Annotated in this window: 13 protein-coding genes and 1 pseudogene; 9 read left to right on the top strand and 5 right to left on the bottom strand. The window is 68.4% G+C overall.

Going from position 1 to position 14,271, the window contains the following annotated elements; translation table 11 throughout:
• The first annotated feature begins 452 nt into the window (after positions 1-452).
• Both C8250_RS00400 and C8250_RS00405 read left to right on the top strand, forming a co-directional pair.
• Positions 453-983 (top strand): hypothetical protein, encoded by a 531-nt coding sequence (locus C8250_RS00400; RefSeq protein WP_138358106.1) that lies wholly within the window; start codon positions 453-455, stop codon positions 981-983.
• 642 nt (positions 984-1,625) lie between these two features.
• Positions 1,626-1,910, top strand: a complete 285-nt coding sequence (locus C8250_RS00405; protein ID WP_138358104.1) for a hypothetical protein — start codon at positions 1,626-1,628, stop codon at positions 1,908-1,910.
• Between the two features lie 299 nt (positions 1,911-2,209).
• Here C8250_RS00405 and C8250_RS00410 read toward each other — a convergent pair whose 3' ends face one another.
• Both C8250_RS00410 and C8250_RS00415 read right to left on the bottom strand, forming a co-directional pair.
• On the bottom strand, positions 2,210-3,004 hold the full coding sequence (locus C8250_RS00410) for a nucleotidyltransferase domain-containing protein (RefSeq protein WP_138358102.1): 795 nt from the start codon (positions 3,002-3,004) through the stop codon (positions 2,210-2,212).
• Between the two features lie 259 nt (positions 3,005-3,263).
• A complete protein-coding gene (locus tag C8250_RS00415; RefSeq protein ID WP_187144660.1) occupies positions 3,264-3,401 on the bottom strand; it encodes a hypothetical protein in 138 nt (45 codons plus the stop codon).
• A 358-nt stretch (positions 3,402-3,759) separates the two neighbouring features.
• Here C8250_RS00415 and C8250_RS00420 point away from each other — a divergent pair, with 358 nt between their 5' ends.
• Entirely contained in the window at positions 3,760-4,251 is a 492-nt protein-coding gene (locus C8250_RS00420) for a ricin-type beta-trefoil lectin domain protein (protein ID WP_187144661.1), read from the top strand.
• A gap of 489 nt (positions 4,252-4,740) precedes the next feature.
• On the opposite strand, the gene C8250_RS00425 is transcribed toward C8250_RS00420, so the two are convergent.
• Positions 4,741-5,037 carry a hypothetical protein gene (locus C8250_RS00425; RefSeq protein WP_138358098.1) on the bottom strand — a complete coding sequence of 99 codons (297 nt, stop codon included), beginning with the start codon at positions 5,035-5,037 and terminating at the stop codon, positions 4,741-4,743.
• Positions 5,038-5,847: 810 nt separating this feature from the next.
• On the opposite strand from C8250_RS00425, the gene C8250_RS00430 reads away from it, so the two are divergent.
• Positions 5,848-6,213, top strand: coding sequence for a hypothetical protein (locus C8250_RS00430; protein WP_138358096.1), 366 nt, complete (start codon positions 5,848-5,850; stop codon positions 6,211-6,213).
• 100 nt (positions 6,214-6,313) lie between these two features.
• Here C8250_RS00430 and C8250_RS00435 read toward each other — a convergent pair whose 3' ends face one another.
• Both C8250_RS00435 and C8250_RS00440 read right to left on the bottom strand, forming a co-directional pair.
• Positions 6,314-6,649: a hypothetical protein gene (locus tag C8250_RS00435; RefSeq protein ID WP_138358094.1), complete on the bottom strand. Its 336-nt coding sequence runs from the start codon at positions 6,647-6,649 to the stop codon at positions 6,314-6,316.
• 387 nt (positions 6,650-7,036) lie between these two features.
• Positions 7,037-7,327 (bottom strand): annotated as a pseudogene (locus C8250_RS00440) (transposase); the annotation flags it as partial.
• 101 nt (positions 7,328-7,428) lie between these two features.
• On the opposite strand from C8250_RS00440, the gene C8250_RS00445 reads away from it, so the two are divergent.
• From C8250_RS00445 to C8250_RS00465, 5 genes are all read left to right on the top strand, one after another.
• A complete protein-coding gene (locus C8250_RS00445) occupies positions 7,429-9,039 on the top strand; it encodes a hypothetical protein (protein WP_187144662.1) in 1,611 nt (536 codons plus the stop codon).
• A gap of 10 nt (positions 9,040-9,049) precedes the next feature.
• Positions 9,050-9,694, top strand: a complete 645-nt coding sequence (locus tag C8250_RS00450) for a hypothetical protein (protein ID WP_138358090.1) — start codon at positions 9,050-9,052, stop codon at positions 9,692-9,694.
• A 622-nt stretch (positions 9,695-10,316) separates the two neighbouring features.
• A complete protein-coding gene (locus C8250_RS00455; protein WP_187144663.1) occupies positions 10,317-12,008 on the top strand; it encodes a DUF4331 domain-containing protein in 1,692 nt (563 codons plus the stop codon).
• Positions 12,009-12,020: 12 nt separating this feature from the next.
• Positions 12,021-12,716: a class F sortase gene (locus C8250_RS00460; RefSeq protein WP_244808915.1), complete on the top strand. Its 696-nt coding sequence runs from the start codon at positions 12,021-12,023 to the stop codon at positions 12,714-12,716.
• Between the two features lie 13 nt (positions 12,717-12,729).
• A complete protein-coding gene (locus tag C8250_RS00465) occupies positions 12,730-14,097 on the top strand; it encodes a tetratricopeptide repeat protein (protein WP_244808916.1) in 1,368 nt (455 codons plus the stop codon).
• Positions 14,098-14,271 lie beyond the last annotated feature (174 nt).

Consider the following 14,271-nt stretch of genomic DNA (forward strand, 5'->3'; position numbering starts at 1 on the left):
CAGGGGCGGAACAGTCGTCAATGTAATGAAAGGCCCGTGAAGAATGCACGGATGAAAATCGACCTGCTGGTCGTGACGGCTCCCGACCCGAGGGAAGCAGCGGTGCTCACGGGGACCGCCCAGGGCGGCCGGTCACGGACCTCCGGCTGCAGCGCAGCCGCGCCCGCCCATGACGATTGCGTTCATCTGCTGGAAACGGGCCGACGCAGAAGCCATGAGCGGCAGGGGCTACGACGCGTTCCGCAGGCGTTCATGTCGACACATGTGGGGCAACAAACCGGTCGCCCTGTGCCCTGCACAGACGTTCAGCGGGAATCACCGACCTTCAAGGACCCGCCCTAGGGGAGCGTCACGGAGTAGACTCATGCGTACTCAACGTTGTTCGCGTGCTCGAACAGCGGTCAAATGGGCATGACGTCACCAGAAGCGTCCATCAGTGCCCGAGGAGTGACGTGACAGACGCCCACGAATCCGTCGGTTTGTTCACCATCGCGGGGACGCAGCACGGCCCCTACCCGGGTGCCGTCTCCGGAGAGACCAGCCCCTACGATTCCATCGCCTTCGATCGCGCGATCGTCGATCAGCTGGTGGATGACGTCAACCGAGACATCAGCCTATTTCGTGCCGCTTGGGAAGGTCCGGTCCTCCGGTTCAGCTGGACGACCGCTGCGGACGGCGTCGCCAGCGCACACATTAGGCCCGACCCGCACGGCCGCTACCGCATCGGCGGGCTGTGGCCGTGGGCCGACTGGGACGACTGGGACGACGAGTCGGCACCCTGCTCACACAAGCACGCATTCGCCCTGGGCGTCATCGAATTCTGCCTCACCCACACCACCCCCATGCCCGACCACCTCCTCGAGCCGTACAACCGGGGCCGCGAGGCGGCACACCACGTCACGCTCTACCAGTACGCATACCGACCAGACGCACCACGGCCAGCGCCAGGCCGAACGGCATGCCGTCCAGGCCCAGAGGGCTGACAGCCAACCGAGAGCAAGCCGGACTGGTGAACCAGGTGTTGGCCACCTGCTGGCACACCACCGCCGAGGCGATCGGGAAATTGCGGGACTGGCGCGACCAGGGACATGCTGCCGACTAAACCCTTCCTCTACCCCGCCGAAGACGCAGCCCTGGCCAAGTGAGAAGAGCGGGCAGCACAGGTGACACCCGCCGGGAACATCTGGCGTGCAGCAGTGCAGCACGCCATCGTTGCAGCGCCGGTCAGACCTGTGCCGGCGAAGTGGCGCCAGGCAGGTGGCCGGTCACGCCCTTGGTAGGTGTGAGGGCGCCCGCGGTTCCCGGCCGACGGGCCGGCGGCGAGGCGCGGAAAGGTTCGCGGCCCATGAGCCGCTGTGATCATGCCTACCGGTGTGCCGATACGATCCATCACAGGATCACTACTCCCTGAGGTAGTCAGGTGGAGCGGTGCTCTCAGGCCCCGGACTGGTGCTGATACACCGGTGCGGGGGCTGCCCCATCGCCTGGACGCACTCGCACAGGAGATGCGGTGACGGCAACGCCCGGCGCCGCCGTCACCGCGCGGGAGTACGAGGCGTGCGCCACGAAAAGCACCCGCGCACCACCACACCCGCAACCATCCGCCCCACCGAAGTGGACTAGCGATGAGCCTCTTCCGCCGCTCCAAAAGCACGCCCACCACCGCCGCCGAGCACCTCCGCCGACAACTGGCGAACGCCGCCGACTGGTCGATCACCATCGCCCGCCGCCGAACCACACCCGGCCAACCCACCCGCGTCACGGTCGACGACGTACTCGCCCGCGCCGCCCACGACTTCAACCTCCTGACCGTCCCGCCCCAGGCCGCCGCCGCACTCCGCGACCGCCTACACGTACGCGGCACCGACAACATCACCACCGACGCCTACCACTACGACCCCACACCGTAGGAACGGCACCACACGGCCTCTACGACGTCACCCTCACGGACTGCCCGCCCACCCGCCGCGCAGACCATTCCGGCTCCGACTGCGGTTGCCCTTCTCAAAAGGGCGCAGCCCCAGTAACAGTCCGCGACCACCCCGACTCTCGATCTGCGCTCCCTAGCCGTTCGTGAACCGCAGCGGATAGAGCAGCCGGGACGGCCGGGACAGGATGATGTGCGGCATGAGCGAGGCAGGCACCATCACCGTCACTGCCCGCGTCAATCTGGGCCGACAAGGTGGTGAGGTACTTCAGCCCGCTTCAGTCAGCAGCCTTGATCGATGACGTCGTGGAGGTACTGCATGGCGAGCTTCTCGGCGTGGTGGCGCCGTTCAACGATCGCTTCACCGGCGTCGGACCATCGGCGGTAAAGATCGACGGTGGCGAGGAGCGCCCGTCCGGCTTCGTGGCGGTCGTAGCCGCACAGCGTTGCCTGAAGGTTGCGCGCCTCTTCGGGCGCGCTGGACTCCAAATGGCGTACACCGCGGGGGATCGCGCCCACCCGGCGGGCGGCCAGGGGGCCGAGTACGGTCTCGCGCAGGTAGGTGAGGAAGCTGATGGTCTCGAACAGCTCCCCGCGGCCGAGCTTCGTCGCACCGTAGTGCACCCAGATCCAGAACCGGTCCTCGATCCATTGGAGGTCGAACGCCGGAGTGACTGGCGGCTGCTGGGCAAGAGCGCCGGCCAGCAGGCCGTCCCGGTCCCACAGGATCTCCGGGTCCTCGGTCCGCTCGGCGAAGTCGCAGGCCCGGACGAACTTGAAGTCGACGTGCAGGATAGGCGGCCCGACGAGCGTGATGATCACGCGCGGCTCGCCGACATGCTCCCCGGTAAATCCGGCCACCAAGGAGGCCCAAGAGCCGATCAGCGCGAACCGCTCCCGCATGACCACGTCGTACGCCTCTTCATCGATGACCAGGATCAGGTCCACGTCCGAGTAGATATCGGAGCGGCCTCCCACGATGGACCCGGTGATCGCCACGCCAGCCACGCGCGCATCCTGCCGGATCCGAGGAAGCGCGTCGCTGAGAAACTGGTTGTGCAAGGAGGGGACGTCCATTTGCTTTCCTTCCGCTCGGAGCAAAGCAGATGAACTTAACACTCAGCCAAGCGGGATTCGCAACCCGAATTTCTCACAAACGAAACGATCCGTTGCGCGAGCAAGATCGACAACCGGCCGCCGAACCCCGCCCGACCCTCGATCAGTGTCACGCTGTCACCCCCGCCCCCGCTGCAAAGGGGGAGTTGAGGGGTATCCGCCAAGGTCAGAGACGTGTCAGCGGTTAGCGGGCCACCGGCCGTGACACCCGCCGTGACAGCTACACATCACTCGACGCCTTCCGCATCCGGCGCAGCGCCCCACGCAGCCCGCGGTTCGGGAAGGCTTGGCCGTGGCGGCAGGGCCCGCAGTAGGTGCCGTCCTGGGGTGGGACGGTGATGTCGGTGTACCAGTCCACCGGCGCATCAACCAGCTGCTCGCAGCCCGGTGTCGCGCACTGCGGAACAACCGGTGCGCTCCCTTCCTCCTCTTCGGCCTGCCACTGCTGCAGTTGCTGCGCCTGTCCAGCCCTACCCAGAGCTGACCCCAGAGAAACTGGCCACCACCCGCCCCAACAGCTCTTCTAAAGATCTTGTAATGTCTGCAGAGCGACAGGTAGTTTGTCGCATCTCACCTCGCATGTAGGTGGCACGAGTCCCGTGCAGCCAAGACACGCAGCAGAGCAGACCATTCCCGTACCGGTGCCGCTGGCCGCGCGTCACATCCGCTGCCTGCGCTGTGCCGGTTTCTCATGAGCAAGGAACAGCATGCGCAAGATGGCTTCGCTTTTGACCATAGTCCTCGCCCTATGCGGTCTTTCCGCCCTTTCCGCCGCTCCGGCCAGCGCCTCCGTGAACAGCTGGGGCGTCGTTTCCAACGACTGGTCAGTCATCACCGACTGCATGACCCCGCAGGGCAACGGGACATCCAACGGCACCAAGATCACCACCTGGGACTGTACCGGCAGCAACCTGCAGCAGTGGGGCTGGGACCGCAACCACCTGGTGCACAAGGTCAGCGGCAAGTGCCTGACCCCCTCGGGCAATGGAAGCGGCACCAACGGCGCCGTCCTGACCCTGTGGACGTGCGACTACTCCTACGGATCCCCGCAGGAGTTCTCCTCCACCACGAGACACACCTTCACCCTCTTCGGCGGCAAGTGCATCACCAACTACGGCGGAAACATGGCCGAGGGAACGGTGCTCACCCTGTGGTCCTGCGCCCCGGATCTGCCCCGCGAGCAGAACTGGACGGGCTATTACATCTAACGTCCCGCCACACACTCGTCGCCGGGTGGACCTTACACAGGTCCACCCGGATCGACTCCACGGCAAAGGTGCCACCGCCGGGAGCCTCATCCGATCCAGGGCCCAGCTTCACCTGGACAGATACGGCGACATGCCCTGCCATACGGCTCGTTCATGCGGTTGTGACGACACCCAGCCCTTCAAGTGGCCCCCGTACCCCAGGCCGCCGCCGCACTCCGTGCCGCCTACACGTACGCGGCACGGACAACATCACCACCGACGCCTACCACTACGACCCCACACGGCAGGAAGGGCACCACACGGCCTCTACGACGTCACCCTCACGGGCTGCCCGCCCCCTCACGGGTAGCCGGACTCCTGGCCCCCGGTGGTGAGGAAGACAGCCCAGCGTAGGCATCGGGCCGCCCTTCCCGCACCCGGGCAGACTGCTCGGCCGCCTGGCGGACATCCTCAGCCGGCGGGGCTGCCTACGGATGGTTACAGGCCTAGCTAGACCGCCGCCAGAGCGAACGCCTCCGCGACGCCCATGTCTTCCCCGCCCTCCCGGCCGGCATCGGTACGCAACCGGTCCGCGCGCGCCGCCAAGCGCAGCGCGAGATCCCGCTCGGGGCCGGTCAGGTTCCGGCAACCGCGCCGCCGCTCCACCATCGAAAAGTCCATCAGCGCACCACCCGGCGGGGCCCCAAACCGCGGGCACTGATCGTCGTCACACACTCCGCGCGGATGCGGCTGAGACAGGTACGAGCCCTGCACCCCGGCGAACATCACGAAGGCGTCGTACGGCATACCTGTGAAGGTGTCATCTGGCACAGCCGCCACGGTGAAGACGTCGCCCGGCACAACTCTGTCATCGCTCGCACTCATACCCAGCCCAACGACCCACCCGCGCGCCCGGCACGGGCGCCCTCCCACGCGCGAGCCACCAGCCCCTGCCACGCCGACCTCACCGCCGACCACCGCCTCCCGCCCTCCCATGGCCGCCAACCCCTGCCTACCGGCGGCCACGGGAAGCACCCGCGGTAAAGGCGGTGTCGGCGACGTAGGTGATGCCGGTAGCGGCATTGACGGAGGCTTGGGCGGCCAGGACCGCGTGTCCACCGACGGCGGCACCGACCAATGGCGGCACCAGCGGCGCGGGACACACCACTGTCCCCTGCTGAACACCACAGCCGAACACGCTGGTGAAGGGAAACCCGCAGGTACCAGAGGGCCCAGGAGCCAGCACCTCCTGCGGAGGGTCCGTCGGGGGTCGGGTCGACTGTATGCATCGGGGTGTCGGCCGGGCGACCGGGGCAGCACGGTGCACGATGAGTGCAAGGTGGTCGCGCGCACGCATGACCACCTTCCTCCCGCCCGGTGCCCGTGACATGGCTGCTCCGGCCCACGGCACCGGGAACGCGGCCGTCGCCGGCCGCACGCAGGCGCGCCCGACACGCTTCGGCTAGGAGACAGTCGGGCGCGTCCTGCTGATATCCGGCGACCACGGCTCCTGTGCGGCCTGCCCTTGCATCCGATGGCCCATTCCGCCGCGCCGGATCACCCCCTCCCCTTTAGCGTCCAAGATGACCCACTCACCCCGCTTTTGGGAGTTTGATCGTGAAGAAAGTACTTGCTCGCAGCGCCGCTGCCGCCGTCCTGTCCGCTGCCGCCCTGGTCTCCCTCAGCGGGTCGGCCCACGCCGCGACCCCGCAGGCGGCGCCGGCCTCCGTGGCCCTGGCGTCCGACGGACACCACCACGGCGGACACGGCCAGAGCCACGAGGGCCGGCACTGGGACGACGACAACCAGTGCGACGAGAACGGCAACGAGCACAGCGACGACAAGGGCGGCCACAACTACGGCGGCCGCAGCAACGGCTACCACAGCGGGTACGACACCGGCTTCGACAACTACCAGGGCGGCTACAACAACGGCTACTACGGTGGCGGCCTGCTCGGCGGGCTCCTGGGGGGCATCCTCTAACCACCCCTCACCACGGTGTGTTTCCCGCCGGCCACCCACGGCGGGAAACACACCGCGCGCTACTGCCCACCCTCGGGCTGCCAAAAAACAACCCGCGGTATCAGGCCTGTGCCGTAGTGGAGGGGTAGCGGGCCTGGTGCAGGATCCAGGCCAGCGGGCAGCCGGCACCAGGGCAGTAGCGGGGGGCTTGCTGCCAGATCCGCTCATAAGCGACCACAGCCCGGCCGCCACGCGCCTCAAGGTGCGGCTGCGCCGCCAGCACCGGCAAGGTCAGAGCCAAGAGACAGGACGCGCAGCCGGTCCAGAAGAGCACCCGCGGCAGCAGCGTGCAGTCGTGCGGCGCCACCCGTCCGGTGCCGAGTGCACCCAGGAGGATGCCGAGAAGACGAATAGTCAGCCATATTCCGCAGAACAGAACAGGCTCACCGGTGGCCATGTCGTTGAGCGCTGCATGCGGCTCCAGTACGCCCGGCGACTTCTGCCGTGCCCGCTCCTTCGCCAGTCGCTGCTTGATCGCCGCGGCGCGGGACTCTTCGTAACTCCCGCGGAAGGCGGGGCGTCGGTCTCAAGTTGGACAATACGGCTGTTCTACCAGCCACCCGCGCCTCCTCCTCGGTGGCGATCGAGTGCGTCGCCCAAAAACCGTTTGCCTGGGGCCGCAGTCGACGAAATTCTGAGGTTCGCTCCAGCAGTCCACTGGCGGCGTCGGGAATCCACTGGCGGCACTCGACACGTACCTGAGCTTCGAGGCGCTACCAGTTGAGCCTGGCTGACGCGTCCTTGCAGAGTGAGGGCGTCCGCGCGCCGGGTCTTCAGCTCGCTGAGCGGAGTCGGAGACCGCGCGTGAGAGGTCGAGCAGGCCAGCGTCATTGGGGCGGTGCAGGATCCTCTCGTGGAGCCGGCTCCACACTGCGGCCCGTGACCGCATCACGAATCGGCGGTGAGCCGTCGACCTCGACATCCCGAAACAAGGTGGCAACGCCCGCCAGGCGTATCCGCTGACCAGCACGTGGACGATTGCGGCGAACAGCGTCTCATCAGGCGTGTCCTGCGTCCCGCCGCCCTGCGGCCACACCTTCAACGGCGGGATCAGCGGCTCGGCGATCTCCCACAACCCGCCGGTGTCCTATCGGGCGTTCGGACGTTGCTCCGGGAAACGCGGCCCGGCGCCCGGAGCCAGCGCGATGGACCCACTGCATTGTCGTCCGACGTCAGGTGGGCCCCGAAGTCCAGGTGCAGCAGCGTGCCGCAGATCTGCTGGTTGTCCGCCAGGTGCGAGCGGAGCGCACATTACTCAGCCAGAACCGCGGGTCGCCAAGAGGACCAACCGACAGCAGCAGCGAACGAGGCAGGCCGCGCGCTTGCGATGCGGTGTCTTTCGGCCGTATATCCGGCCAACCGGTGTCCCAGGATCACTGGAAGATTCGTGGGGTACGGATACGGCTTTCCGGAGATCTCGACTGCGAGGGTTGGGGATCAAGGATGGATGCCGGGCAGGGGCTTCTTGTTCTGATGGGTTCGGGGGAAACCAGTCCCACGATGGTGACGTTGCACCGGGAGTTGGTGGCGCATCTGGAGCCGGGCGCCGAGGCAGTGATCTTGGAGACCCCGTACGGGTTCCAGGTGAACCGTGAGGACATCTCGTCGCGGGCCCGGGAGTACTTCCGGCGCAGCGTGGGGCTCGTGACCACGGTGATGGCTGATACGGACGCCGATGTCCCGGCGGAGGTCGACTCCGACACCCTGCACGATCAACTACACCGAGCCGCCTGGGTGTTCTGCGGCCCCGGCAGTCCCTCATACGCGCTGCGGCGGTGGCAGGAGCAGGGACTTGGACAGGCCCTGGCCGACCGAGTGCGGCGGGGCCGTGGGGTGACGGTGATGGCTTCTGCGGCCGCGTGCACGGTGGGGCTGGTCGCACTGCCCGTGTACGAAGTCTACAAAGCCGGGCACCCGCCGGTGTGGCTGGACGGCTTGGACCTGCTGGAGAGTCTCGGCCTTCCGGTGGCGGTGATACCGCACTACGACAACGCCGAGGGCGGTACACACGACACCCGCTTCTGCTACCTCGGCGAGACGAGGCTGGTCGCTCTGGAAAAGCACCTGCCAGGGGAAAGCGCCGTCCTCGGCATTGATGAGCACACCGCCGTCGTCATCGATCTCGGCGCCGGCAGTGCGCGGGTATGGGGCCGTGGAGTGATGACGGTCCGGCGCCGCGGGGCCGTCACGGTGATCCCTTCGGGCACCGTTGTGCCGCTGGACCGATTGAGGCGCCTCGTGGCCGGTACTGCGGCGACCCACTCGCCCGGACTCTGGGAGGCGACCGAGTCAGTCCAGCCTGATGCGCCATCGTCTGTCGGCGGGCCAGTCACCCTCCAGGAAGCCGTCACCGCCGCGGACACGCTCTTCGAGTCGGCGCGGGCGGCTCGTGACGCCGGCGGGATGGTGGCGGCAATTCTGCAACTGGAGGCGGAGATCAGCTCGTGGTCCGGCGACACGGAGGAGGACGAAGGCGGGCAGGAGTGGGCGCGGACGATCCTGCGCGGAATGATCCGCCAGCTCGTCGCCCCCGCTCAGCAGGGCATGGCGGAGCCGGAGCGCACCTTGGGCAGGGTCCTTGACCCGCTGCTCGACCTGCGCGGGGCCCTGCGGGCCCAGGGGGCCTACGACCTTGCCGACCGTCTGCGTACGTCCCTTGCCGCAGGCGGTGTACGGATTCGCGACGATGCCCGAAGCAGTCGGTGGCAGCTCCTGCCGGGTGACCACACCGCGGCGATCGGGGCGGACGAGCCCACCGGGCCTGCGGAGGACCCTCCCATGACCTGATGCCTAAAACATGCAACTGCGACGTAGTGGCAATAGAATCGGCGGCGGGCCGCTTCAGCATCCCGGCGGCTCCCCCACGGTCCTGGAGTCGACGCATGGTTGCCTGCTTGCCGCCCTCCGCAGACGGGCACCGATGATGAGCCGGACGCCCGGCGCCGCGTCGACGCCCCCAGTCCTGGTCGAAGCGCTGCTACTGCGGTACGACGCGGTCACCGGCTTCGCGTACCGCCGTTTGCTGACCGCGCTCGGCCGGTCCTCGGCTCCTGATCGCGCGGCCCGCCGACTGGCCGGCCTTCCCGATGACGGCGACCACCACCTCGTGCACTCCACCAGTTGGCGTGCCGATGACGAGGGGGCCATCGTGCTGACCTACGTCGTCCACCCCGATCCCGACCCTGATCGTCCCGCGCGTCCTCTGGCGGATCCGCACACCATCGCCCGCAGCAACAGGACGGGCCATCCGGCGCCGCCCGACCTGACGGTCGATCATGTGGCTTCTCATGCGGTCAGGCATCTGGCGCTTCTGGAGAGCACCGACCCTGTGGTTGCCGCGTTCCTCGCGGCCCGGCCGCAGGCCCAAGACGCTCTGAGCCGGGTCAGCGCCCTTCCCGCGGGTCAGCTCCGATCAGCACCGACGTGCTCGAACCCGCGGTAGCCCGGGTGAACTCGCCGGGAACTGCCAGATCGTGGCGTCCACCTCGTCCCGAGGTGGCAAGCGGGCGGCGCTGATGCCGATTCTCGTTGACGGAGAAGTTGCCGAGCGGATGGACCTGGGCTCCGGTGGCTACCGGTGCCCCGCATGGGGCGGTGCGATGCCATGGGAAGGCCCTTCGGGAGCGGCAAGGTTGCGTGAGGTCCCGTCGCGCGGGAACGGCGCGCAGCAGCGGGGCCGCAGCCGCGCCCCGGTAGAAGGCCCTCTCAGGCGGCACGGAGAACCGGCTCGCCCCTGCGGCGGGCAGCGGTCACGGGTGCAGGATGCAATCTGATGGGGGGCCTGGGCCGACGGCCCGTCCGGCAGCAACCGGAAAGGGGGAGGGCCGTTCCCAAGCCGGCGGTGGGGCCCGGGCGGCCCCATTCGGCTCCGGCAGATTGCGGGAGCTCGCGACCCGTGGTGCTTTATATGTAGCTTAAGCCGCATTTCGGAATCCGTGGACGGCTGCCGCCGATGATCGGTGCGGTTGCCGCGTTTTTCGTTGCGGCCTGGAGTGTCCGCCGCTCTCCGCCGTGCTGACCCCGACCCGTGGGGCCGGTGCGGCCCCACCGGAAACGGATGGCCCATGCAGTCCTCTCCCCCCTCACGCCGAAAGCCCGCCCGCACCGCCGAACGCGCACTGGCCACTCTCGGCACCCTCACCCTGGTGAGCGCCGCCGCCCTCGCCGGCCTCACACCAGGCGTCAGCTCCGCCTCCAGCCACCGGGAGGCACCGCTGATCGCGGGTGACCCGAAGGCCGACAACACCGACGTCTACGCCTTCACCAGCCCGGACGACCCGGACACCGTGACGATGGTGGCGAACTGGATCCCGTTCGAGGAACCCAACGGGGGCCCGAACTTCTACCCCTTCGCCAACGACGCCCGCTACAACATCAAGATCGACAGCGACGGCGACGGCAACGCGGACACCACCTACACCTGGAAGTTCAGCGACCACATCCGCGACGACGCGAACCAGTTCCTGTACAACACCGGCGTGGTGAAGAACCTGGACGACCCGACGCTGAACTTCCGTCAGACCTACGATCTGACCGAAACCGACGCCCACGGGGCCACCAAAACGCTCCTCAAGGACGCCCCCGCGGCACCGTCGAACGTCGGCAAGGCCTCGATGCCCGACTACGCCTCGCTGCGCAAGCAGGCCACCGTCGCGCTGCCGGACGGCGGCCAGACCTACGCCGGGCAGGCGTCCGACCCGTTCTTCCTCGACCTGCGGGTCTTCGACCTCCTCTACGGAGGGGATCTGAAGGAGTCCGGCCACAACACCCTGGCCGGCTACAACGTCAACACCATCGCCATCAAGGTCCCCAAGAAGGACCTGGCACTGCACGGTGACGCGACCCGCAACCCGGTGATCGGCGTGTGGTCCACCACCGACCGTCAGGGCGCCGCGGTCACCGCACCCTCCTCCAAGGGCGGAGAGGGCAAGAACGGCAACAGTTCGAGCGACGACAAGGGCTCAGGAGCAGCGGTCGAGGACGGTATGCCGAAGCCCGACAAGGGCGGCGAGGGCGGCTGGCACCAGGTCTCCCGACTGGGCAATCCGCTCGTCAACGAGGTAGTCGTCCCGCTGAAGTACAAGGACGCCTTCAACACGCTGAACCCGTCCCAGGACCACACCGTGCAGCCGGTCGTGGACAAGGTCCTCGACCCGATCGTGCCCAAGCTCGTCCAGAGCATCTACGGTATCCCCGCGCCCGCCACCCCGCGCAAGGACCTCGCCGAGATCTTCCTCACCGGCGTGTGCAAAACCTGCGGGCCGATCAAGGCGGACCTCAACTCGCAACTCCTCAACACCGACGTCGACAAGAACAAGTTCACCCCGGCCGAGGAACTGCGCCTGAACATGTCCGTACCGGTGACCGCCAACCCGAACCGCCTCGGCGTCCTCGGCGGTGACCTGGGCGGCTTCCCCAACGGCCGACGCCTCAATGACGACGTCGTCGACATCGAACTGCAGGCCCTCGAAGGCGCCGCGCAAACCGGCAAGATCGTGCCGGCCCTCGCCGCTGGTGACGCCGTGGACACCCCCTACCGCCAGCCCGGTGCGACCTTCCCCTACGTCGCACTGCCCAACACCGCAGCGGTCAACCAGGCCGACTCCCTGCAGCCCGACGGCGGGATCGGTGCGGGTTTCGGCGGCACCGCCTTCCAGGACCTCCCGATCATGCCGGTGGCAGCCGCGGCCGGCGGCACGCTGCTGGCCTGCGCCGGCGGCCTGGCATTGCGCCGTTTACGCACCGACCGGGCGTGAGCACTCCCACCCTTGCGGGCCGCCCGCCCCCGCACCCGGGGCGGGCGGGCCCGCACCCGCTGGCTGCTGGCCGCGGCCGCCGTCGCCACCGGCATGGCCCTGGCCGCAGGCGGCAGCACCGCTCTGCTGGCCCGTTCCCTACGCCATCCCGCGCCCGTCAACGTCGGCACCCTGCCGATACCGCAGACCGCGACCGTGCCCGCACCGGCCACCCCAGCAGCCCGCCCAGTGGGGATCAGCATCCCGGGCATCGGTGTCCACCACTCCCTGACCAGTCTGCGGGTCCAGCAGGACGGCCACCTGGCCGTACCAGACGACCCCGACCAGGTGGGCTGGTGGAGCGACGGACCGCTCCCCGGCGACCCCGGCGCCGCGGTCATCGTCGGCCACGTCGACTCCGCCACCGGACCTGCCGCGTTCTACAACCTGTCCTCTCTTCGGCCGGGCGACCGAATAACCGTCGAACGCGCCGACCACTCCCAGGTCAGCTTCACCGTCCTGGCGCTGCGCGAGTATCCCAAGGACGCCATCCCCGACGGCCAGGTCTACGCGACCAGCGGCCCCCCGGCCCTACGGCTGATCACCTGCGGCGGTGACTACGACAGCCAGCAGGGCAGCTACCGCGACAACCTCGTCGTCTACGCCACCCAGACCACCACCGGGCCGGTTCACCCAACGATTCCTGCCCCTCCCCACCCGCAGCAGTGAACCGGAGTGCGCCGTGAGCGAGCACGACCCCCAGCCCCCCACCTTCCGGCGCCCCGCGCACCAGCGGCTCCTGCCGGCCGCCGTCGCCATCGTCCTGGGTGTCGGGCTCTTCCTCGCCGGAGGCCTCGGCCTGGCACCCTGGCCCGCCTCCTCCACCGGCCACAACGCAAGCTCATCCGCCGACGCCGGCCGCACGGCCGCCGATCCGCTCACCGCCCAGATCACCGGACTCCAGGCCCACCTACGGCACAAGCCCGATGACGCGACCGCCCTTGCCACTCTGGGGCTCGACTACGTCCAGCAAGCGAAGACCACCGCCGACCCCACGTACTACCCCAAGGCCGAAGCGGCTTTTCAGCGCTCGCTCACTCTCGAAAAGACGGACAACTTCACCGCGATGGGCGGCATGGCCGCCCTCGAAGCCGGACGCCACCACTTCAACCAAGCACTGGACTGGGCCCGACGAGCCATCGCCGTGAACCCGTACAACTCCTCGCTGTACGGCACACTCGCCGACGCCTACACCCAACTCGGTCGCTACACCGAGGCCGCCGACGCCGTCCAACGCATGGTCGACCTGCGACCCGGGGCGCCTTCGCTGTCCCGCGCCTCCTACGTGGCGGAACTGCGTGGCGACACCGCCACCGCCCGCACCGACATGCAGCGAGCCCTCAACGACGCCGCCGGACCGGCAGACCAGGAGTTCGCCCACTACTACCTGAGCGAACTCGCGTTCAACAACGGCGACCCGACCACCGGGCTCCGCGAGGCCGAGGCGGGTCTGCGGGCCGCTCCCGCCTCCACCTCGCTGCTCCAGGCAAAAGCCAGAGCCGAAGCGGCGCTGGGCCGCGGTACCGCGGCGATCGCCGATCTGACCCGGGCGGTCCAGCGCGTCCCGCAGCCCGAGCACGTTCTCCAACTGGGGGAGTTGTACCAGTCCCTCGGCCGCACCCGGGAAGCCGACCAGCAGTACGAGGTCTTCCGCGCCGAACAACGGCTCTTCGCCAACAACGGCGTCACCCTCGACTCCGACGCCGCACTCTTCGAGGCCGACCACGGCAACCGCGCCCGAGCCGTGACCATCGCCCGGCAAGGCCTGAACAGCCGCCCCTTCATCGACAGCCATGACGCCCTGGCCTGGGCCCTCCACGCCAACGGCCAGGACAGCGAAGCCCTCACCGAATCCGACCAAGCCCTCGCCCAAGGCACCCGCAGCGCACTGTTCCACTACCACCGCGCGATGATCCAGCGATCCCTCGGCAACCCGGCCGCCGCCCGGACCGACCTCACCGCAGCCCTCGCCATCAATCCCCACTTCAGCCCCTTGCAGGCACCCCTCGCCCACAAGGCTCTGATCACATTGACGAAGTCCTCGGCCTGATCTCCATGTCGGCAGGCACCGGCCCGGTGGAAGCCGGGAGTTGGCGCACCCAGGGCAGACCGTGATCGTCCGCTGCCACCACCCAGCGGGCGCCCAGCGCGCCAGTCACCATGCACCCGCCCAACTCTCACTCGCGGCATGACCCCTGTGTACGCATCCCAGACTCTGCTGGTC

The organism is Streptomyces sp. So13.3 (assembly GCF_005860785.2).
Classification (GTDB): Bacteria; Actinomycetota; Actinomycetes; order Streptomycetales; family Streptomycetaceae; genus Actinacidiphila; species Actinacidiphila fildesensis.

What these genes read in the sequence shown, in the direction of transcription:
- C8250_RS00425 (WP_138358098.1), bottom strand. Translation starts at nt 5,037, where the DNA reads ATGCCGTACGACGCCTTCGTGATGTTCGCCGGGGTGCAGGGCTCGTAC.
- C8250_RS00455 (WP_187144663.1), top strand. Translation starts at nt 10,317, where the DNA reads ATGCAGTCCTCTCCCCCCTCACGCCGAAAGCCCGCCCGCACCGCCGAA.
- C8250_RS00420 (WP_187144661.1), top strand. Translation starts at nt 3,760, where the DNA reads ATGGCTTCGCTTTTGACCATAGTCCTCGCCCTATGCGGTCTTTCCGCC.
- C8250_RS00405 (WP_138358104.1), top strand. Translation starts at nt 1,626, where the DNA reads ATGAGCCTCTTCCGCCGCTCCAAAAGCACGCCCACCACCGCCGCCGAG.
- C8250_RS00410 (WP_138358102.1), bottom strand. Translation starts at nt 3,004, where the DNA reads ATGGACGTCCCCTCCTTGCACAACCAGTTTCTCAGCGACGCGCTTCCT.
- C8250_RS00450 (WP_138358090.1), top strand. Translation starts at nt 9,050, where the DNA reads ATGCAACTGCGACGTAGTGGCAATAGAATCGGCGGCGGGCCGCTTCAG.
- C8250_RS00435 (WP_138358094.1), bottom strand. Translation starts at nt 6,649, where the DNA reads ATGGCCACCGGTGAGCCTGTTCTGTTCTGCGGAATATGGCTGACTATT.